Source organism: Clostridium caldaquaticum (assembly GCF_023806125.1).
GTDB lineage: Bacteria > Bacillota > Clostridia > Clostridiales > Clostridiaceae > Clostridium_AT > Clostridium_AT caldaquaticum.
Genome location: NZ_JAMSKT010000002.1, coordinates 44151 through 66592 on the forward strand (window position 1 = coordinate 44151; position 22442 = coordinate 66592).

Below are 22442 nucleotides of genomic sequence, written 5' to 3' on the forward strand. Positions count from 1 at the left end.
CTCCCAGTATATAAGTTTTCCTTATTAGTTTGAGTTTATAAAGGAGGTTAAATACTATAATTACACTGCTATAGTTGTATTTTTTATCCAATTTTTCAATTAAATCTTTTTCTATAAGTACATTTTTTACAAAGTTCTTCTATAATGTGCCTATTGGAAAAGCCTTCATAAATAGCTTTTGCTCTGGGGCTTTCAATAATTTCAGAAAAATTGTTTTCATTTATATTGCCTAAGTTTATTACACCTTCGCCATCAAGACAGCAAGGAACTACTGTGCCGTCTACAAGTATTGCAGCTTGGTTTCTAAGTCCATAGCAAAATCCATTAGTATCACTTTGTTTTAAATTCTTGTCGGGCCATTCAAATATTGAAGCTACGTTTAAATAAATATTTTTAGTTATTTTTATTCCTCTGTTATCTAAAAGAACATCTTCGATTTTATAATCAAGCTTAAAGGAATTTTCTAATAAATTTAAAATATGTCTATTTTTTTCAATGCTTTTAGTATCTTCTTCTAAATTCCAAAGCCTATAGGAAACAATTATATTGTTTTTTTTAATTGCATCAAAAGTGAAATTTATAATATTATTTAAATACTGTTCTATAGAAAAGTTCAAATCATTGGCATCAAAACTGTGCAATGAGAAGTTTATCTGACGCAGAGCTTTTTTATTTAAAAGCTTATCTTTAACTTCTTCAATAAGCGTTCCATTAGTAGTAATGTTAACTTTAAAACCATAATTATCAGCTAAATCTAAAAATTTATCCAGATTTGGATGTAAAAGAGGCTCACCCTTTACATGAAGATATATATAATCAGTAAAGTGGGTTATTTGAGATAATATTAAGTTAAAGGTATTTATATCCATAAACTTAGGGCTTCGTTTAGTTACAGGACAAAACTCACATTTTAGATTACAGATATTTGTTATTTCAATATAAATCTTTTTGAATTTTTTCATAATAACCTCGTATTTATTTATATTTAACATGACAATTATACATTTATATTTGTTTACTGACAAATATATTTTGTATTAAATAATAGGGTTTTAGAGTTAAATATTTAAGAAAGTATTTAAATACAGGATAAAAAATTCCTAAACTTAAAATACTAATAGTGATATATTGAGTAGAAGGGAGTATTTATATATGAAAACTGTACACTATAGCGTTTCAGGAATTGCAAATAGAAAGAGTAAAGCACAGGTGCTTAATGCTTTAGATAAAATAAAAGGAGTTCAAAAGGTGGCTGTTGATGTAGCTAGAGGAACTATAGAAGTTCAGTACAATGAACCTGCAAATCCAGATAGTATTAAAAACTGTATAGAGCATACAGGATATATTATTCAAGATTGATATTTAAAAGCTGGCTGCTGTGATGTAAAAATCATAGCAGTTTTTGTTTTATAAAAAAATTTAGAGCCTTGGAAAATATATAGTTCTTCCATAAATTCAAAGAAGGATTTATTATAAATATATAGAACGTAGTATAAATAGTATTTTAATAACTAAAGGGAGTGAAAAATTTGAGAATACTGCATACTTCTGATTGGCATTTAGGAAAGAGTCTTGAAGGATTTAGCAGACTAGAGGAGCAGGAGTTATTTATAGAAGAATTAATAGAAAAGGTAGAAGAAAATAATATTGATTTAGTTATAATTGCGGGAGATATATATGATAATGGAAATCCTCCTGCTAAAGCAGAAAATTTGTTTTACAGTGCATTGAAAAGAATTTCCAAGGGAGGAAAAAGAGCTATAATAGTCATTGCTGGAAATCATGATAACCCAGAAAGATTAGTTGCTGCTAGTCCTTTAGCTTATGAGCATGGAGTAATTCTTCTAGGAACGCCAAAGAGCTGTGCTTTAAAAGGCAAATATGGAAGTTTTGAAATAGTAGATTCAGAGGAAGGATTTATAGAGCTTGAAATTAATGGTGAAAAAGCTGTAGTAATAACCATTCCATATCCAAGTGAAAAGAGATTAAATGAAATATTATCAGAAGAATTAGAAGAAGAGGAAAGAAGAAAAAGTTATTCTGAAAAAGTAGGGGAACTTTTTAATAAATTATCTGATAGATATAGGAAAGATACTATAAATATAGCTGTATCACATATTTTTGTTTCAGGAAGTGAATGCAGTGATTCTGAACGACCAATACAATTAGGAGGAAGTTTAGCGGTAGATGCAGACAAGCTTCCTGAAAAGGCACAATATATTGCATTAGGTCATTTACATAGGCCGCAAAGGGTAAAGGGTACAAAAACTAAGGCTTACTATGCTGGTTCACCTCTTCAATACAGTAAAAGTGAAATAAACTATTCTAAGTGCTGTTATATTGTTGACGTAAAGCCAGGAGAAGAAGCTTTGGTTGAGGAGGTCTTCTTTAAAAATTATAAACCTATTGAAGTCTGGCAATGCAGTAGTGTTGAAGATGCCATTGAAAGATGCAGAGAAAACAGTAAAAGAAATTTGTGGGTATATATCGAAATTAAGACAGATAAATTTATTACCCAGGAAAATATTAAACTTATGAAGGAGTTAAAAAAAGATATTATTGAAATAGTTCCAAAAATAGAAAATGAGGAAGAAATAGTTTTTGATTTTGAAAGCTTAACAGAAAAGAGCATGGCTGAATTGTTTCAAGATTTTTATTTAAAAGAGAGAAAGGTTAAACCAAGCAGCGAAATTATGGATTTATTTTTAAAAATAGCTGAGGAAGGTGAAATAGATGAAACCTAGAAAATTAAGAATTAAAGGATTAAATAGCTTTATAGATTCTCAGGAGATAGATTTTGAAAAACTTACTGATAAAGGTTTATTTGGTATATTTGGTCCAACTGGAAGTGGAAAATCTACTATATTAGATGCTATAACAATAGCATTATACGGGAAGATAGCAAGAGAATCAGATGAATTTATAAATACTGAATGCAGCGAATTATCTCTAACGTATGAATTTGAAATCGGAAATGGTACAGAAAGAAAATGCTACATAGTAGATAGAAATGTTAAAAGAGATAAACATGGAAGATATAAGACTTCTTTAGCAAGACTTAGAGATAAAAATAATGATATGCTTTTAGCAGAAGCTGCAAGAGAGGTTCAAAATGAAATAGAGAAAATAATTGGACTTACCTGCGAGGATTTTACTCGTTCTGTAGTTCTTCCACAGGGGAAGTTCAGTGAATTTTTAAAGCTTTCAGGAAGAGATAGAAGGGACATGCTTGAAAGAATATTTGGCCTTGAAAAATATGGCAAATGCCTTTGGGAAAAAATTAAGAAAGTTAGAAGCGAAAAGTTAAAGAGTAATGACATTTTAACTGGAGAGTTAAAGCAATTTGAAAATGTATCTGAGGAAGTTTATGAAAATACAAAGAGTGAGTTAAGAAAGCTAAATGAAGAGGAAAAAATTTTAAGGCATAAAAAGAATAGCTTGGATAATCAGTACGAAAAGTATAAAACTATATGGGAGCTTCAGCAAGAGTTAGAGCAATATAAAAAAATTAAAATAGAATTAGATATACAAGAGGAAGATATAAATAATAAAAGAATAAAACTTAAAAAAGCACAAGGTGCTTTTAAGGTTAAGCCATATATTGATAATTTAAGAAGTACTGAAGAGAAGCTTCGCAATAATCAGACAGAACTTATAAGCTTAACTAATTTATTAGAGACAATAAATAATAATTTAATTATCATTGAAAGTAAATACAAAGATATACTTCAGAGAAAAGATAAAGAAATACCAGAGCTTATTACAAAGGAAGCAAATCTTTTGCAGGCTTTAGATATATTAGTCAGAATTGATAAATTAAAAAATGAAAGAACTGGTTTATTAGAAGAGTATCATAAATTGAAGAATAAATCAGAAAAGCACAAGACAGAATTAGACAATTTAAATTTAAATAAACTAGCCGCACAAAAGAATTTAGAAGATACTATAGAAAAGATAAATATTAACAGAGTTGAACCAGAATACAGGGAAAAAATACAAGCAGCAGTTTATAAAGAGGATGAATATAATGCTGTATGTTCTAAAATTCAAGAGTTGAAAAATAGGCTTGAAGTTAAAGAAAAAGCTATTATAACTCTTAAAAATGAATATGATGAGGTACTTATTTTACAAAATAGTATTAATTGTGAGATTCAAGAAATTGAAGGAAAAAGAAAGGAATTAGAAGAGAGTTTCCCTGGTGATAATAGTATATTACTTCAAAAACAAAATATATTAATAGATTTAAGTAAAAAATTAAATGAAGCTATAATAGACAGTGAAAAGAAAAAGGAATTAGAGATTAAGATAAGTGCTTTAAAATATAGAGAGGGAGAACTGACGAAAGAGTTAAAATCCTTAAATGAAAAAATTAATAAGAAAGAAATTGAAATAGAAGAGCTTGAAAAGGAAATATTAGGTGTAGAAAAAGCAAATCTTGCAGGGATTTTAGCAGCTGATTTAAAAGAAGAAGAAAAATGTCCCGTTTGCGGTTCTAAACATCACCCGCAAAAAGCAATACAACAAGAGCTTGAAGGATTGGAAGAAAAAAAGCAGCTGCTTAAAAGTTATAAAACTGAGACTGATAAACTTCAGCTTGAAGCAAGAAAGATAGAAGTAGATTTAGGAGGGGTAGTAAAGCAAATTGAGTTTCTTGAACAAGAGCTGAAATTAATCAGTAAAAAACTAGAAGATATTGATATAGTTAAGCTTCAGAATATAAAAGAGTTATCAGAGAAAGAGTTTAATAAGCTTAAAGAAGAGATAGAAATATGGAATAGTAAAAAAAGTAAAGTTGAAGAGAGTTTTTTAAACTGTAAGGATAAGAAAAGTGATATAGAAAAAAGAGAAGCAAAGCTTAATGAAGGGTTAAAAGGTGAAAAGTCTGCTCTAAAGGATATAGAGGAGGAGTATAATAAAACCTTTGAAAAATTTAATATTATTGAGCAGCAATATTTGTGCTTAAAGAATGAGCTTAAAAATATAAATTTTAAGGAAAAGCTCAATGAACTTAAAAAACAAGACAGTGAAGTCCAAAAGCTTCAAAAGCTTGAAAAGATTCTAAGGGAAGAATTGGAACAATATGAAGAAAGAAGAGAAACTTTAAGCAAAGAAATCAGCGTGCTAGAAATTGAAATAACCAAAGTTGTGGAAATTGGGAAGGAAAAGAAGACTGCAATTGAAGATTATAACCAGCAGTTAGGGAGGTTATCTGAAGGTAAAGATCCAGAGTTTTATTTAGAACAGATAAGAAAAAATATAAAAGAAATAAAAGAGCTTGAAGAAAGCCTTAGATTGCAGTTTGAAAAAGAAAAAAATGAAAAGCAGCACATAGAAAATAAAATAGTTAGCGGACAGCAAAATAAAATAACTTTAAATAAGATTTTAATGGAGCAGTCCTATGAGCTTGAAAATGCTTTAGCAGAATGTGAATTAACAGACAGGGAAGAGGCAATAAATTCAATGCTTTCAAAAGAGGATATCTTAGATTTGGAAAAATTGATTAAAAGTTATGAAGATAGGCATAAAAATGTTATAGATAATATTATTAGAATACAAGATAAATTAAGAGGTAATTATATTCAGAAAGATGAGTGGAATAATCTTTTAAATGAAAGAGCTGAAATTTCTAATAATTTGGATGATAAACTTAAAGAAATTGCTAAATGCCAGCAGACAATAGACATAATGGAAAAAAATCTAAAAGAATTAAAGGAATTATTAGAGAAGAAAAAAGAGCTTGAGCATATGTTAAGCCTTTTAGATGATTTGGACAAACTAATACAAGGTAATAAATTTGTTGAGTTTGTAGCAATGAATCAATTAAAATATATTTCATTTGAAGCCTCAAAAAGACTTAAGGATATAACAAGAGGAAGATATGCTCTAGAGCTTGATTCTTCAGGTAATTTCACTATGAGAGATGATTTCAATGGTGGAGTTATTAGAGCTACTAATACTTTATCAGGAGGAGAAACCTTTTTAACTTCATTAGCTTTAGCATTATCATTATCATCGCAGATACAGTTAAAAGGAAGTGCACCTCTTGAGTTTTTCTTCCTTGACGAAGGGTTTGGAACTTTGGATAGCGAACTTTTGGAAATTGTTATTAGTTCACTTGAAAGGCTTCATAATGATAGGTTGAGTGTTGGTATTATAAGTCATGTTGAGGAGCTTAAAAACAGAGTACCAGTTAAGCTTATTGTAGAACCTGCCCAGCCAGGCAAAGGAGGCAGCAAGGTTAAGATTGAATACAGCTAAGATAAGTAAGAGAGGTAATGACCTCTCTTATTTTGTTAATAATTACCCAAGCTTTAGCTGATCATTTACAGGAACAACTAAATTTTCGAAAATACGAGTTAATAGTTCTGATGATATATTAGCTGTCACATCATTGTAATCAAGCAATGGATTTAGTTCAACAAAATCCAAAGATACCATAAGTCCAGAAGAAGCGAACATTTCAAGTGTTTTTTTTGCTTCCTCTATAGTCAGTCCATCTTTAACAGGAGTTCCTGTGCCGGGAACGTAAGCTAAATCTATAGAGTCTATGTCAAAGCTTACATGTATGGCATCTACTTTACTTCTTAGATAATTTATAGCATTATTAACTACTTTTTCTATTCCATATTTTCTTATTTCATCCATATTGAAAGCTTTAATTTTTGAATTTTTAATGAGCTCTATTTCACCTGGGTCAAGGTCTCTGCCAGCAATATGAACAACATTTTCATCTTTCACTTTGACTCTGTGCTCAAATAAATTTACTAATTTATCAGGTCCTTTTCCTATAGAAGCAGCTAAAGGCATACCGTGTATATTTCCAGTTATAGTAGTATCATGGGTATTTAAATCTCCATGAGCATCAATCCATACTATACCTAGGTTTTTTACAGCCTTGCTGACTCCTGCAATGCTTCCAATGCCAAGGCTGTGGTCTCCGCCAAGCACAACAGGAAAATTCCCTGTTGAAATAGATTCGTATACTTTAAAAGCAAGTTTTGTATTTGCGTCAATAATAACATCGTAATATTTTAAACATGGATGATGCTTGTATTTATCTTCTACTGACACATCAGCTACTTCAATGTTTCCAAGATCACGTGTGTCATATCCAAGACTTTTTATAGCTGATAGTACATCCAGCTCTCTAAATTTATCAGGGCCAAGATTACTTCCAAATTTATCACAACCGTGGTATATAGGCATTCCTATTATGTGTACTGCCATTTTTATTCCCCCTTATAATAAGATTTTAAGTCTATAAAATTATGAAATATATTAAATTGCTGTTAGCCCTCATTTGATTGGGGGTTTCACAAATAAACGAATATATTGTACAGCATATAAGAATAGTTGTCTATATGAAATTTTTAAAGGAATTAGGCTTTAAATCGAGGTTTTATATAAATATTCTAGAAATAAGCATGAATATGCATGTTGACATTATAAAGAAAAAGTGATATAAAGCTTCCCTATTTAATCAATAGCTTGTTTTAAGCTCATTATATAGACTGAGTAAAACTGAAAATAAATAAAGAGAGTTGAAAGTGAAAAAAATAAAAGTATAAATATTCATCTTTTAAAGTTGCAAAAAGCTTTAGGGGATTTTTGAATAAATTCAAGTTAAATAAAGCAAAATAAAAAATGTGCTGTTAAAGTATAAAAATTGTATAAGCCAGAAAACATGTGGAAAGAATAATAGATACATGTGGTTAAGGAAGTGATATTGCTTGGAAGAACTGCTGAAAGGTAACCTCATTATAATTGGAGGAGCAGAGGATAAAAAAGGTGAAAAAAATATATTAAAGGAAGTATGTAGCAAGATTGATAAGGAAAAGGATGAACTTGTAATAGCAACTATTGCAACAGACCTGCCAAAGGAAGTTGGAGCTGAATACAGAAGCATATTTGAAAAGCTAGGTGTAAAAAACATTAATATATTGGATGTACAAGACAGGAAGGATGCTCATGAAATACATAATATTAACATGGTGCAGAGGGCTTCACTAGTGTTTTTCACTGGAGGGGATCAATTGAAAATAACTAGTTTATTAGGGGGAACTCCTTTATACAATGTTATTCATGAAAGCTATGAAAATGGATGTGTATATGTTGGTACTTCAGCTGGAGCATCAGTAGTCAGTGATACAATGATAATTACAGGAGATGATGAAGAGTCTCCTAAAAAATGCACATTAAAGATGGCTCCAGGACTTGGCCTTATGAAAAATGTAGTTATTGACCAGCATTTTGCTCAAAGAGGGAGAATTGGAAGGTTATTAGTAGCAATAGCAGAAAATCCTGAAAGCCTAGGCATTGGTATTGATGAAGACACTGCAATTGTAGTTAATACTAAAGGTGAATTCAGGGTTCAAGGTTCGGGTGCAGTTTATGTAATAGATGGAAGCACAATAAGCTTTACTAATGTTTCAGAACAAAACCCTGATGAAATACTTTCTATGTTTGATATTAAAATGCATGTACTTAAAAATGGAGATAAATTTATTTTAAATACAAGGCAGCCAATTAAGGAGGAAAAACAAAAATAAAATGAAGATAGTAGATATTAACATTTTTGAAGGGAGAAATATATATTCCCATAAAAAATGTATAAGAATGGATTTGGATTTAGAAGGTTATTGTGAAACTCCAAGCAATAAAATAGAAGGTTTTAATGAAAGATTGGTAAAACTACTGCCTGAGTTAAAAAAGCATAGATGTGGTATAGATGAAGAAAGGGGTTTCTTAAATAGGCTTAAGGAAGGAACATATCTGGCACATATATGTGAACACACAATTATTGCTCTTCAAAATATGATAGGTATAGAGGTTTCCTATGGAAAAGCTAGAGAAATTAAAGGAGACAGGTACTATATAATATATCAGTACGAATATAAAAATACTGCTTTGGAAGCAGGCAGATTAGCTGTAGATATAATAAATACTTTTGTTAGAGGAAATAATTTTGAGTTTAAGTCTAGATATGAAAATTTGAAAGAAATATATGCCAATGAACAGTTAGGACCAAGTACTCTCGCCATATGCAGCGAAGCTAAAAAAAGAGGTATTCCAGTGCTGAGGGTAGGAGAAAAAAGTGTATTTCAGTTAGGTTACGGCAAGTATGGAAAGATGATAGAAGCAACTATATGCAGTGATACTAGTGCTCTATCAGTGGATGTTTCCTGTGATAAACTTTTGACAAAGGAAATTCTCATAAATCAATGTATTCCAGTAGCAGCTGGTGGAAAAGTAATAAATTCTTTAGATCTTTTTCTTAAAGCTAAAAATATAGGATATCCTGTAGTAATAAAACCGCGCTACGGAAATCAAGGTAAAGGCGTATTTGTGAATATTAAAGATGAAAAACAGGCCTTGGAAGCTTATAATATATTAAGTAAAAATTTTGAAGATATAATAATAGAAAAATATATAATAGGCAGGGATTATAGGGTTTGCGTAGTAGATGGAGAAGTAATAGCTGTTGCTGAAAGAATACCGCCCTATGTAGTTGGTGACGGAATAAGTACTGTAAGAAGTCTTATAAATAAGCTTAATAAAGATGATAGACGAGGAAAAGGACACGAAAAACCTTTGACTAAGGTGAAATTAGATGAAGCTTTAAGTGCTTATATAGCAAAAAATGGTTATAATTTAAATTCTGTTCTACCGAAAGGTGTAAAACTTATACTTAGGGAAAATGCAAATCTTTCAACTGGCGGCATAGCTATAGATTGTACAGATGAAATTTGTGTTGAAAATATAGATATATGTAAAAGAGCAGCCAAAGCTATTGGACTTAATGTATGTGGAATTGACATATGTTGCAGTGATATAAGTGTTCCATTAACTAAAGATGGAGCTATTATTGAAGTTAATGCAGCTCCAGGTATAAGAATGCATCATTATCCTTTTAAGGGTGAAAGCCGAAATGTTGCAGCAGCCATTGTTGATATGATGTTTAAAAATGGAAAAAACAGCATACCACTAGTAGCTGTAACAGGTACTAATGGAAAAACTACTACAACAAGGCTTATTGCACATACACTTTCACTTGCAGGGCATAATGTGGGCATGACTACTACAGGAGGAATATATATAAACAATAAGTGTATAGATAAAGGCGATACTACAGGGTACAGCAGTGCAATGACACTTTTGATGAACAAAGAAATAGATGCTGCAGTTCTGGAAACTGCAAGAGGCGGTATAATAAGGAAAGGTCTTGCTTATGATTTGGCTGATGTAGGAGTTATTACAAATATCACTAACGATCATTTAGGTTTAGATGGAATAGATACACTTGAAGATTTAGCTTATGTTAAGTCTCTTGTTGCAGAAGCAGTTAAAGATGATGGTTATGCTGTAATAAATGCAGATGATGAAATGAGCATTACTATAGTTGATAGAATAAAGAGCAAAATAATATTCTTTTCAAAATATAAAAATAATAAGCTTTTGCAGAAACATCTTAATAGTGGAGGCTATGGTGTGTATTGTGATGATAAATTTATATTTATAGAAAAGGAGGGAATTGCTACTCCTTTAATAAAAATAGATAATATAGGAATTACTATAAAGGGTAAGCTTAAATTTAATGTTGAAAATTCTATGGCAGCTTGTGCAGCCTTAGTTGGATTAGGAGTAGATTATTCGATAATCAGAAAAGGTTTAAAGACATTTACAAGCAGTGAAGAACAAAATCCAGGAAGATTCAACATGTATAATATAAATGGAGCAACAGTTATACTTGATTATGGACATAATATAGAAGGTTATAAAGCTGTACTTGAAGGAGCTAAAACTATAAAGCATAAGAGGTTTATAGGAATAATAGGGGTTCCAGGAGACAGGCTTGACAGCAATATACTTCAAGTTGGGAAAATTGCTGGTGCACATTTTGATTATATATATATAAAAGAAGATGAGGATAAAAGAGGAAGAAAGCCTATGGAAGTGGCAAAAATTTTAGAAAAGGGAGTGCTATCTTCTAAATTTAATCCGAAAAATATTGAAATAATATTAAATGAAGCTGAAGCATTAAATAAAGCAATAGAAAGCTCAAGACCAGGAGATCTTATAATAATTTTCTTTGAAAAGTATGAACCTCTGGTAGACTTAGTAAGGGAAAAGATAAGATGTGAAACCGAAGAACTTAAAATTTTATCCATGGTATAGATTTCGTAAAGTAAAGCTGGAAAAAATATTCTGGCTTTATTTTTTTTGTTGTAATATACTATATAGGTATGTATATTTTGTGCTGTTGAGTATAGGCATAAATATATTTAAACTATTATGGAAGGAAGTACTAATATGCTGCTAAAAGCTTATGCTAAAATAAATATATCTCTTGATGCAGTTGGAAAAAGAGAAGACGGATATCATTTGCTCAAAATGATTATGCAGACCATTGAATTATATGATTTGATAACTATAAATAAAACAAAAGAAGGCATAAAATTAGTTTCTAATAAGCCTTATATTCCTACAGATGAAAGAAACCTGGGATATAAAGCTGCTAAGCTTTTTATGGATACTTATAATATTCAAGGCGGAGTAGATATAAATATAAAGAAAAATATACCCGTTGCCGCAGGGCTTGCAGGAGGAAGTGCAGATGCTGCTGCAGTTTTAAAAGGAATGAGAAGTTTATATGAAGTTAACGCAAGTGATGAAGAATTAATAAATTTAGGACTGAAAATCGGGGCTGATGTACCTTTTTGTCTAGTAGGAGGAACAGCATTATGTGAGGGTATTGGTGAAAAAGTTACTCCTCTTCCAAGTTTTAAAAATCATATTTTGATTGTTGTAAAGCCTTCTTTTGGTGTGTCTACTAAAGAAGTTTATCAAAACTTAGATTTAAGCAGAGTATATAAGCATCCAGATACAGAAGCAATTATACAGGCTGTAGAAAACAATGATTTAAGACAGGTATGCAGCCTTATGAAAAATGTATTGGAAAATGTAACACTTAGAAAACATAATATATTAAGAGAAATAAAAAACGATATGATAAAAATGGGAGCTGTAGGTTCAATGATGAGTGGAAGCGGACCAACGGTGTTTGGCTTCTTTGAAGATATGTTTAGAGCTATGCAGTGTTATGAAAAATTTAAAACTAAATATAATGAAGTTTTTATAACAAGAACGATTTGATATTAAGTTTTGTTATTTAATATATTTGGCATGCAGTACTAAGATTTTGATTTTAGTAACAGCATGCCTTTGTTTTTATAGGTGCATATTTTAGCTGTTTACAGCGAAAAATATTTTATACTGGGAGGGATTTTAATGCTCATTATAGGTTTATTTACTAAATACTTTTTACTTCTTATGCTAATTCAAGGATTCATAGTGGGTTTTGTAGATGCAGCAGGCTTTAAAAGAAATGGTATGATGGATACTTATAAAAAAGCAAGATTTTTAGGAATAGGGTCTATAGTTTTAGGTTTTATTTTATATTTTTTAAGAATGAGAATGTAGACTGGCAATATATTATGTGGAGGAAGTGATAGCTTTGAAGGAAATAATTAGAGATTTAATAACTCCAAGGGTGGATGAGAATATTGCTTATTTAAAAGAGCTTTTTAAGGATAATGCTGATATAGTGTATAGAGAGTTTAATATAGCTGAATGGAAAGCTGCAATTGTATACATAGACGGTATGGCAGATAAGATACTTATTAATAATTTTGTGCTTGAGTCATTAATGCTTAAAAGTGAAAGAGTAGAAAATGTTATGCAGGTTAAAGATAATCTTTTAACCGTTTCTGACATGAAAGAAGAGCTTAAACTCAGTGATGCAGTAAATGGTATGCTCTCTGGAGAAACTTTGATGTTTGTTGATGGAATTCCAGCGGTGTATGTTATAGCTACTCGTTTCTGGCCTGCAAGAGGGGTCTCTGAACCGTCTGGTGAGACAGTAATAAGAGGCGGCAGAGATGGTTTTACTGAAACTATTAGATTTAATACTGCTCTTATCAGGAGAAGAATAAGAGATACAAGACTTAAAATTACACCTAAGTCTGTAGGGGTAAGGTCAAAAACTGATGTATCAATTATATATATTGATGATATAGTTAATAAAGATGTTTTAAAACGGGTTGAGGAGAGAATAGAGTCTATAAATATAGATGCAATATTAGATAGCGGATACGTAGAGCAAATGATAGAAGATAATAAATGGTCCCCTTTTCCACAGATGCAAAGTACAGAAAGACCTGACGTAGTAGCAGCAGCACTTTATGAAGGAAGAGTTGCTATACTTGTAGATAATTCTCCTTTTGTAATAATAGTACCTGCTACACTTCCAAGTCTTTTTCAAACACCAGATGATTATTATCAAAGATGGATTAACTCGTCTATGCTTAGGATAATAAGATTTTTTGCTATTTTTACAGGAATGATTTTACCGTCATTATATGTAGCTGTTACTTCTTTTCATACTTCAATAATACCTACAAAGTTTGCATATTCTATAGCAGCTTCAAGAGAGGGAGTTCCATTTCCAGCTTTTGTAGAAACTATTATAATGGAGATAGCTATGGCGTTCCTTATAGAAGCTGTAGTAAGACTTCCAAAGGCTATCGGTTCTACAATAGGTATAGTAGGCGGTCTTATTATAGGTCAGGCAGCTGTAAGTGCAGGCATTGTAAGTCCTATAATGATAATTATAATTTCTGTAACTGCAATATCAAGCTTTATAACTCCTAACTATGAGGTAAGTTCTGCTTTTAGATTAGCTAGATTTTTGCTTATTATTGCAGCTTCTATTATAGGTTTATATGGAATTGCTCTTGGATTAATAATAATTCTAATTCATCTAGTTAAACTTAAAAGTTTTGGAATACCTTATTTATCTCCATTAGTACATCCACATAAAAAAGACTTTAAAGATATGTTCATAAGAGCCCCTTTCAGAACTTTTAAAAATAGACCAGAATATATTGAACCAGAGGATAAGATAAGACAGAGCTAAGTTTTTTTAAGCTGCAGAGCTCATCTAGAATGGAGGAATCCAGAGTATGAATAATAAAGGATTTGTAAGTAAATACGGACTTTTTGCTACTATTGTTGTTTCTGTAGTTGGAGTGGGGATTTTTTCATATCCAAGCAGTATGGCAAAAGTGATAGGAACTGACGGATGGTTTGTAACAATAATTGCAGGAGCAATAGTTTTTTTTCTTTTAAGTCTAATATATAGAGTTGTTTTAAAGAATAATTATAATACCTTCTATAATATGTTGGAAAATAATTTAGGGAAAATTGCAAGTAAAGTTTTTGCTTTTATACTTTGTGTTTATTTAATAACACTTGTAGCTTTTGGAATGAGAATTTTTTCGGAAGTAACAAAAATGTATCTGCTTGAACAGACACCTACTGAGTTTATACTTTTAGTTATGATTTTAACAGGCATTTATCTTGTGAGAAGTGAGGTTTCTGCACTAGTAAAGTTTAATGAAATAGCATTAGCAGCCATGTTTATACCTGTAATAATAATACTTGCATTTGCAACAAGAGGAGGAAAGCTTACTAATGTACTTCCGCTTTTACAATCTAAGCCAGATGAATATATAAGAGGCTTAGTATCTGCTACTTATGCTTTTGCAGGCTTTGAAATAGCTTATTTAATTCTTCCTTTTATGAAGGATAAAGATGGAATAAGAAAAACTCTTTTTAAAAGTACGTTATTTATAACTTTTTTTTACGTTGTAGTTACAATACTTTCTCTAATGTTTTTTACTAAAGAATACACACAGAATTTAATATGGCCTACAATAAATCTTATTAGATCTGTTATGATACCAGGGGCATTTATTGAAAGATGGGAAGGAATAGTTATGTTCTTGTGGGTGCTTTATTATTTTACTACTTTTGTAAATTTATATTATTTTTCTGGAGATATAATAAAAGAAGCTTTCAACCTTCATGATATAAAGCTTTCTTCTTTAATACTTGCACCTGTAATATATATAGTTGCATTATATCCTCAGAACATAGCAGAGCTTTATTATACTTCAGATAAAATAACTCCCATAATGTCCATATTCAGCTATATAGTATTACCCCTGATTTTGTTAATATCAAGAGGTTCAAAAGAAAGGGGGAAGAAAAAAAAGTGAAGATCAAGAGAATATTTTTAATAATTTTATGCTGTTTGTTTTTAAGTGGGTGCTGGGATAAAATTGAAATAGATAGAAAAATATTTGTATCAGTAATTGGAATTGATCTTGGTAAAGATGCAGGCAAGAATGAAGAAGCTAAAAAAATTAAGCCTGATGAACCTTTTCATGAGAGAATACAGCAACATAAGCTTAATATAACTTATGGATTTCCAGATATAAGTGAGTTAGGTCCAGGTAAAAGCGGTACTGCTAAGGCTCAATTTATAAATATAGATGCTTTTTCTATGGAAGATGGAATATTGCAGGCTACAGCAAAGAGCAGCAGAAATATTCATATAGGACAAACAAAACTTTTAATGATAAGCAGTGAACTTTTGGAAAATCCAGATATTTTTAAAGAGATAATTGATTATTTCGAAAGACATCCAAATATAAATATGATGATGAATGTTGTAGTTGCGGAAGGTAAGACTGAAGATTATTTTAAATATAAAATACCAATGGAGAAAAATATAGAATATTACTTAAGCGGGCTTATGGAAAGCAGCAAAAGAAATGCCAGTATACTTCCTGTAACTCTTAGTGAAATGTTAGTGCTTCTTAATAAAAATGGTAATGCTATTGTTCCTAAGATTAGTATTAATAAGGAAAAAAATGATGTAAGTCTTTCAGGTATGGCAGTGATTAAAAACTTTGCTTTAAAAGGGTATTTAACTCCTATTGAGGTTGCCGATTTGGAGATAATGAGAGGTAAAGTCAAGGGGGGTAAGAGGGTTATTTACAGAGATGGACACCCTATAGATGTAAGTATTGAGGATATTGACAGGGAGATTAAAGTAGATGGTGATAAAAACAAGCTTCAATTTAATATAGATATCAGACTCGAAAGTCAGCTTAGAGGATATTATAAGGGTGTGGAGGTGTTTTCTAAGGAGCAGTTAGACTCACTAGAAAGTGATTTCAGTAAATCCATTAGTGAAGAATGTAATGTAATAGCTAAAATGCTTCAAAAAGAATTTTCTGTAGACCCTATAGGTCTTAAAGAGTATGTTGAACAGCATAAACCGGTTTTATGGAGAGAGATTAAGGATAACTGGGATAAAGTTTATAATGATGCAGATATAAAAGTAAGTGTAAATATGAAGATTAGAAGAATAGGAGTAAGCAGATAAATTTGTAAAATTATATGTATAAATGGTAAAAATATGGTAATAATACTAGACAAGTTAAAATATGGGAAAACGGGGGAGAAAAATGAAAAAAATATTTTTAACAATAGTTTGTCTAGGTATTATATTTATAACATTTATTAATGTTTCTACTGTAAAAGGAAACAGCATTAATGATACTTCTGTTTCGGAATCAATTGAAAAAAAGCTTATAAGGTTTCATGTTATAGCTAATAGTGATACTGTGGAAGATCAGGCTTTAAAGCTTAAAGTAAGAGATAAGGTTTTACAATATATATCACCAAAGCTAAAGAATTCTAAGAGTATCGATGAATCAAGAAAAATAATAAAAGACAATAGTGAAACTATAAAAAAGCTTGCAGAAAAAGTAATTAAGGAAAATGGATATAAGTATAGTGTTGAAACGAAATTATCTAAGGAAAAGTTTCCTGTTAAAACTTATGGAAACATAACACTGCCACAAGGTGAATATGAAGCTTTTAAAATAATAATAGGAAACGGCAGTGGACAAAATTGGTGGTGTGTTATGTTTCCGCCCCTTTGCTTTATTGATATAACAAAGGGAGAGGTATCCTATAAAGAAACAGAAGAAGCTATGAAAAAAGTACTTTCTGAAAAAGAATATGAAGCAGTTGATAATACTTTAGAAGGTAAAGAAGAAAAAAAAGCAGAAACGAATGAAAATAAAATAATCATAAAGTTTAAGATTGTTGAAATAATTAAAGATTTGTTTAAGAAATAATGAGACTCAGCAGAATTTGCTGGGTTTTTATTGTATTTGTTAGTTTTTTATAAATTTAATTGAATAATATAAAGGTAACTACAAATACTATGTAAAGAAAATTATGGCCGGCGTGGAGGGATACTCATGAAAATGACAAAAAAAAGAATTATATATACAATAGCTGTAACATTAATAGTGGTGTTTTCTACTACATTCGCTGTTTTAATGACTTTAGAAAGAAATGATTATCGAAACTACCTGCAAGGAGAGTACAGTAAGAATATGTATGAACTTATAACAGCTGTAGATAATATAAGAGTAAATTTAGGAAAAGCAGCAGTAACAGGTTCAAGAGAGCAGAAAATTGTAACTTTTCAGGAGATATTCAGGCATAGTGCTATAGCAAACGATAAACTTCACTCTCTCCCTATACCACAACAAAATATTGACAATACAAGCAAGTTTATTTCTCAAGTAGGTGATTTTTGTTACAGCTTGGTAAGAGCTTCTACAGAAGGAAGAGATTTGACTGAAGAGGAATATAATAATATTGACCGATTGAAAAATGATTCTTTTAATCTACAGAATGATTTAACTAATGCATTAATGGATATAAACGAAGGCAGAGTAAAATGGGGAGAAATAAGACAAAAGGCCAGTGGAGTTTTTGCAAAGAGTCAAGAGGAGAATTTAGCTGCACAATTTCAAGGTATTCAAAAGCAAGTTGCTCAATATCCAGCCTTAATTTATGATGGACCATTTTCTGATAATGTTTTAGAAATAAAACCTAAAGTATTATCACAAAAAGAAATTTCTGTTAATGAAGCTACTGAAGTTGTATATAAAGCTATAGGGAGAGATAAAATTGAGAAGATAGAGAATTTGTCTAATGATGGTAAAACAAGAATTCCATCCTATCGCTTTAATGTAACTATGAAGGGCAGAGAGGTTAATGAAAATATAATAAATATTGAGATTAGCAAAAATGGAGGTAAAATAGTATATCTTTTAGATAATAGATTAGTAAATAATCCAACAATAGATATGCAGAAGGCTATTGATATAGGAAGCAAGTATCTGGAGAATTTAGGTTATAAAAATATGATTTCAACTTACAGTTTAAGATACGATAATACAGCAGTAATAAATTATATATATAAACAAAATGATGTAGTTATATATCCTGATCAAATTAAGCTTAAAATTGCTATGGATGATGGAAGTATTTTAGGGGTTGAGTGTGAAAAGTATTTAGTGGCACATGATGAAAACAGGAATATAGAAACTCCTAAGATAAGTAAGGAGGAAGCCAGAACTAAGGTTAGCAAGAGGTTGAATATTACAACAGCTAGGCTTGCTATAATACCAACTGAAAGCAATAAAGAGGTTCTATGTTATGAATTTGTTGGAAATTATAAAGAAGATAAATATATAATATATATAAATGCTAAGACTGGTTTTGAGCAGAGAATAATACAAATTATAAATACTCCAAATGGAGAGTTGACTATGTAAAAGAGTTGAAAAGCAGAAGTAGAAGTGATATGCTCTATTTCTGCTTTTAATTTTTTGAGTTATAATAATATATATATTTTATATAATAGATTATAGAAGTAATGTAAGGAGCGAGGAAATATGAAAAAAAAAATAGCAGTACTTTTTGGTGGTCAGTCAACAGAGCATGAGGTTTCCAGAGTATCAGCCGCATCAGTTTTAAAAAATATAAATCAGAGTAAATACGATATTTATCCTATAGGGATTACTAAGGACGGAAAATGGTTTGAGTATACTGGGAGTATAGATAAAATTGAAAACGGAGAATGGGAGCAGGATGAATATTACAAAACACCAGATGGACATAAGTTTTTATTCAATAAAGAAGTAGATGTTGTATTTCCTGTACTTCATGGTCTTTATGGTGAAGATGGAACTATTCAGGGAATGTGCAAGCTTTTAAATCTTCCTTGTGTAGGGCCTGGAGTTATGTCTTCAGCAGTATGTATGGATAAAATATATACTAAATATCTTTTGGAAAAATTCGGGATAAAACAAGCTGAATATATTATTGTTAATGCTTATGAATATAAACAAGATAAAGAAGAAATTATTAATAAAGTTGAAAATGCTCTTCCTTATCCAATGTTTATAAAGCCATCAAACAGCGGTTCTTCAGTAGGTATAACAAAAGCACATAATAAAGAAGAATTAAAGATTGGTCTTAGCGAGGCGTTAAAATACGATAGAAAAGTTCTTATTGAAAGAGGAATAAATGCAAGAGAAGTAGAAGTAGCTGTATTAGGAAATGATTATCCTAAAGCAGCAGTCCCTGGAGAAATAGTACCTGCAAAGGAATTTTATGATTACGAAGCTAAATACCAAAATGAAGCTTCAAAATTACTAATACCAGCAGCATTAAGTAATGAAAAATTAGAACAAATAAAAGAAACAGCCATAAAAGTTTATAAAATATTAGATTGTGCAGGAATGGCTAGAGTAGATTTTCTTGTTGATAAAGACAGTGAAGAAGTTTATCTAAATGAAGTAAATACAATACCAGGCTTTACAAAAATAAGCATGTATCCAAAGATGTGGCAGGCTTCAGGTAAAGCTTATTCTGATTTAATAGATGAACTTATAGAACTTGCGGAAGAGAGGAACAATAAATAGTATATACTAACAATTGGAGTGAAAAACATGAGAAAAAAGGCTATTATTACAATAACCAGCAAGCAGAAAGATTTAGATGATAATACAATAGAAGTAGTTACTCCTGGTGAATTTTATAAAGAGGATGGGTTTTATTACGCTGTATACAATGAAACAGAATTGTCGGGGATGGAAGGAACTACTACAACATTAAAAATATCACCAAAGGATTTTTTACTTTCAAGAGTGGGAACTACTACTGGCGATATGAAATTTTCTGAAGGAAATAAAGATAAAACTATATACAGTACTCCTTATGGAGTATTAGAGCTCAAAATAGAAACTACGGAGCTTAACGTATCTATTGATGATAATGGAGGGGAAGTATTTATAAACTATAACATGGTAATAGCTGGACAAAAACCTCAGGGAACTATGTTAAAGGTTAATATTAAAGCATAATAATTTTTTAAAACAGGGAAGTTTATTCTCTGTTTTTATTTTTTATTTATAAAAATTGTTTATGATTGAATTTATTTGACAATAATGAAAATAATTCATTTTGCTTAAAAACAAGGGAGTGATAATCATGGATGTGTTAAATAAAGAAGATAAATATATTAAAATATTAGAGGTTATATGCCAAATTAAAGGAATAAATAAAGAAGAACAAGTAAAAATATTAAAGGACAGAGAGTGTAAATATTTATTGTTTTTACTTTTGAAGAAGTATAAATGCACGGATATAGTAAGCTTTCAGAAAGATTTTTCAATAGAAAGCAAAAAGTATATAAATTATAATATTAAAAAAGCTGAAGAAAAGTTTTTTATTAACAAGGAATTTAGAGACATGTATTTTGAGGCAGAGAATATAATTAATAAGACTATTATTTAGAGAATAATTTTGACAAAAAACAAAAAAATATATAGCATAATGTAAAAAGTTGTGCTATTATATTTAAGTATTTTAAAACAAAGAATTCCCATTTTATTTTATAGGGTAATATTTATTATAATCGTTTAATTGTAAATTGTCAATATCATTTAAAAAAGTTAGGGGGTGAAATCTGCTCTAAATAGATTTTATGAGCAGATATGTATGAAAAATAATACAAAATATATATTCGTAACAGGCGGAGTTGTTTCTTCTTTAGGAAAAGGTATTACTGCAGCATCTTTAGGACGACTTTTAAAAAATAGAGGTCTTAATGTTTCTATTCAAAAGTTTGACCCATATTTAAATGTAGATCCAGGCACAATGAGTCCTTATCAGCATGGGGAGGTTTTTGTAACTGATGATGGTGCTGAAACAGATTTAGACTTAGGACATTATGAAAGATTTATTGATGAAAATTTAAGTAAAAACAGCAATGTTACTACAGGTAAAATTTATTGGTCTGTAATTTCTAAGGAGAGAAAAGGAGATTACTTAGGTGGAACTGTGCAGGTTATTCCTCACATTACTAATGAAATTAAAGACAGGGTATATAGAGTAGCAAAAGAAAGAGAAGTAGATGTTGTTATAACTGAAATTGGCGGTACTGTTGGAGATATAGAATCTCTCCCGTTTTTAGAAGCTATAAGACAGATAAAATATGAGGTTGGAAGAGAAAATGTATGTTTTATTCATGTTACATTAGTACCTTTTTTAGGAAAAGCTGGAGAGCTTAAGACTAAACCAACGCAGCACTCTGTAAAAGAATTAAGAAGCATTGGTATTCAACCAGATATTATAGTATGTCGTTCTGAAAAGCCATTATCAGAAGATTTAAAAAGTAAGATTGGGCTGTTTTGTAATATTGATGGTAAATCTGTTATTCAGAATTTAGATGCCGAAAACTTATATGAAGTTCCTCTTATGCTTCATGAGGAAGGTTTAGATGTTTTAGTTTGTGATAAGCTAAATTTAGATTGTGCAGAGATTGATAATAGTGAATGGATTTCCATGGTTAATAAAATAAAGAATTTATCAAAGACTGTTAATATTGCATTAGTAGGTAAATATGTTGAACTTCACGATGCTTATATTTCTGTTGTTGAAGCTTTAAGTCATGGTGGATTTTATAATGATGCAAATGTAAATATTAAGTGGATTAATTCAATGGATTTGAGTAAAGATAATGTGGATGAAATTTTATCAGAAATTGATGGTATTTTAGTGCCGGGAGGTTTTGGAGACAGAGGAGTAGAAGGCAAAATTGAGGCTATTAGATATGCACGTGAAAAGAAAATACCATTCCTTGGAATATGTCTTGGAATGCAGTGTGCAGTGATAGAGTTTGCTAGAAATGTATTGAATTATAAAGATGCTAATACTTCAGAGATAAATCCAGAATCTAATTACCCAGTAATAGATTTAATGCCAGAACAAAAAGATATAGATGAAAAAGGCGGTACAATGAGGCTTGGTATTTATCCTTGCAAACTTACAAAAGACAGCAATGCATTTAAAGCTTATGGTGAAGAACTTATATATGAAAGGCATAGGCATAGATATGAGTTTAACAATGAGTTTAGAAAAAACTTAACTGAAGCAGGATTAGTACTTAGTGGAACAAGTCCAGATAATAGACTAGTAGAAATAATAGAAGTTAAAGATCATCCTTGGTTTGTTGGTGTACAATTCCATCCAGAGTTAAAATCAAGACCAAATAGACCTCATGCCTTGTTTAGAGATTTTATAAAAGCTTCACTTAATAATAAAAAATAGTTTTCTAAGGCGTACATTTTGTACGCCTTAATTTATAAATGACTAATAAC

Annotated in this window: 18 protein-coding genes; 16 read left to right on the forward strand and 2 right to left on the reverse strand. The window is 30.4% G+C overall.

Annotated elements, in window-relative coordinates; genetic code table 11:
* Nucleotides 1–95 precede the first annotated feature (95 nt).
* Nucleotides 96–962 carry a radical SAM/SPASM domain-containing protein gene (locus M2651_RS01515; protein WP_252130564.1) on the reverse strand — a complete coding sequence of 289 codons (867 nt, stop codon included), beginning with the start codon at nt 960–962 and terminating at the stop codon, nt 96–98.
* Nucleotides 963–1152: 190 nt separating this feature from the next.
* Here M2651_RS01515 and M2651_RS01520 point away from each other — a divergent pair, with 190 nt between their 5' ends.
* From M2651_RS01520 to M2651_RS01530, 3 genes are all read left to right on the forward strand, one after another.
* Entirely contained in the window at nt 1153–1359 is a 207-nt protein-coding gene (locus M2651_RS01520; protein WP_252130565.1) for a heavy-metal-associated domain-containing protein, read from the forward strand.
* Between the two features lie 170 nt (nt 1360–1529).
* Entirely contained in the window at nt 1530–2744 is a 1215-nt protein-coding gene (locus M2651_RS01525; RefSeq protein ID WP_252130566.1) for an exonuclease SbcCD subunit D, read from the forward strand.
* Nucleotides 2734–6258, forward strand: coding sequence for an AAA family ATPase (locus M2651_RS01530; RefSeq protein ID WP_252130567.1), 3525 nt, complete (start codon nt 2734–2736; stop codon nt 6256–6258). Before M2651_RS01525 ends, M2651_RS01530 begins: the two co-directional genes overlap by 11 nt.
* A gap of 42 nt (nt 6259–6300) precedes the next feature.
* On the opposite strand, the gene rocF is transcribed toward M2651_RS01530, so the two are convergent.
* Complete coding sequence (gene rocF / locus M2651_RS01535; RefSeq protein WP_252130568.1) at nt 6301–7227, reverse strand: arginase; 927 nt, start codon at nt 7225–7227, stop codon at nt 6301–6303.
* Between the two features lie 503 nt (nt 7228–7730).
* Here rocF and M2651_RS01540 point away from each other — a divergent pair.
* From M2651_RS01540 to pyrG, 13 genes are all read left to right on the forward strand, one after another.
* On the forward strand, nt 7731–8549 hold the full coding sequence (locus M2651_RS01540) for a cyanophycinase (RefSeq protein ID WP_252130569.1): 819 nt from the start codon (nt 7731–7733) through the stop codon (nt 8547–8549).
* Between the two features lies 1 nt (nt 8550).
* Nucleotides 8551–11175, forward strand: coding sequence for a cyanophycin synthetase (cphA, locus tag M2651_RS01545; protein ID WP_252130570.1), 2625 nt, complete (start codon nt 8551–8553; stop codon nt 11173–11175).
* 135 nt (nt 11176–11310) lie between these two features.
* Nucleotides 11311–12153 (forward strand): 4-(cytidine 5'-diphospho)-2-C-methyl-D-erythritol kinase, encoded by an 843-nt coding sequence (ispE, locus tag M2651_RS01550; protein ID WP_252130571.1) that lies wholly within the window; start codon nt 11311–11313, stop codon nt 12151–12153.
* Between the two features lie 135 nt (nt 12154–12288).
* On the forward strand, nt 12289–12480 hold the full coding sequence (locus M2651_RS01555; protein ID WP_252130572.1) for a CLC_0170 family protein: 192 nt from the start codon (nt 12289–12291) through the stop codon (nt 12478–12480).
* Between the two features lie 34 nt (nt 12481–12514).
* Nucleotides 12515–13975, forward strand: coding sequence for a spore germination protein (locus M2651_RS01560; RefSeq protein ID WP_252130573.1), 1461 nt, complete (start codon nt 12515–12517; stop codon nt 13973–13975).
* A 46-nt stretch (nt 13976–14021) separates the two neighbouring features.
* Entirely contained in the window at nt 14022–15119 is a 1098-nt protein-coding gene (locus M2651_RS01565; RefSeq protein ID WP_252130574.1) for a GerAB/ArcD/ProY family transporter, read from the forward strand.
* On the forward strand, nt 15116–16294 hold the full coding sequence (locus tag M2651_RS01570; protein ID WP_252130575.1) for a Ger(x)C family spore germination protein: 1179 nt from the start codon (nt 15116–15118) through the stop codon (nt 16292–16294). The genes M2651_RS01565 and M2651_RS01570 overlap by 4 nt, the downstream gene beginning before the upstream one ends.
* A gap of 82 nt (nt 16295–16376) precedes the next feature.
* Nucleotides 16377–17054, forward strand: a complete 678-nt coding sequence (gene spoIIR, locus M2651_RS01575) for a stage II sporulation protein R (protein ID WP_252130576.1) — start codon at nt 16377–16379, stop codon at nt 17052–17054.
* Nucleotides 17055–17180: 126 nt separating this feature from the next.
* Nucleotides 17181–18551, forward strand: coding sequence for a germination protein YpeB (gene ypeB / locus M2651_RS01580; protein ID WP_252130577.1), 1371 nt, complete (start codon nt 17181–17183; stop codon nt 18549–18551).
* 120 nt (nt 18552–18671) lie between these two features.
* A complete protein-coding gene (locus tag M2651_RS01585; RefSeq protein ID WP_252130578.1) occupies nt 18672–19703 on the forward strand; it encodes a D-alanine--D-alanine ligase family protein in 1032 nt (343 codons plus the stop codon).
* Nucleotides 19704–19730: 27 nt separating this feature from the next.
* Nucleotides 19731–20144: a YwiB family protein gene (locus tag M2651_RS01590; RefSeq protein ID WP_252130579.1), complete on the forward strand. Its 414-nt coding sequence runs from the start codon at nt 19731–19733 to the stop codon at nt 20142–20144.
* A gap of 127 nt (nt 20145–20271) precedes the next feature.
* Nucleotides 20272–20577 (forward strand): ribose-5-phosphate isomerase, encoded by a 306-nt coding sequence (locus M2651_RS01595; protein ID WP_252130580.1) that lies wholly within the window; start codon nt 20272–20274, stop codon nt 20575–20577.
* A 204-nt stretch (nt 20578–20781) separates the two neighbouring features.
* Entirely contained in the window at nt 20782–22392 is a 1611-nt protein-coding gene (gene pyrG, locus M2651_RS01600; RefSeq protein WP_252130581.1) for a CTP synthase, read from the forward strand.
* Nucleotides 22393–22442: the final 50 nt, after the last annotated feature.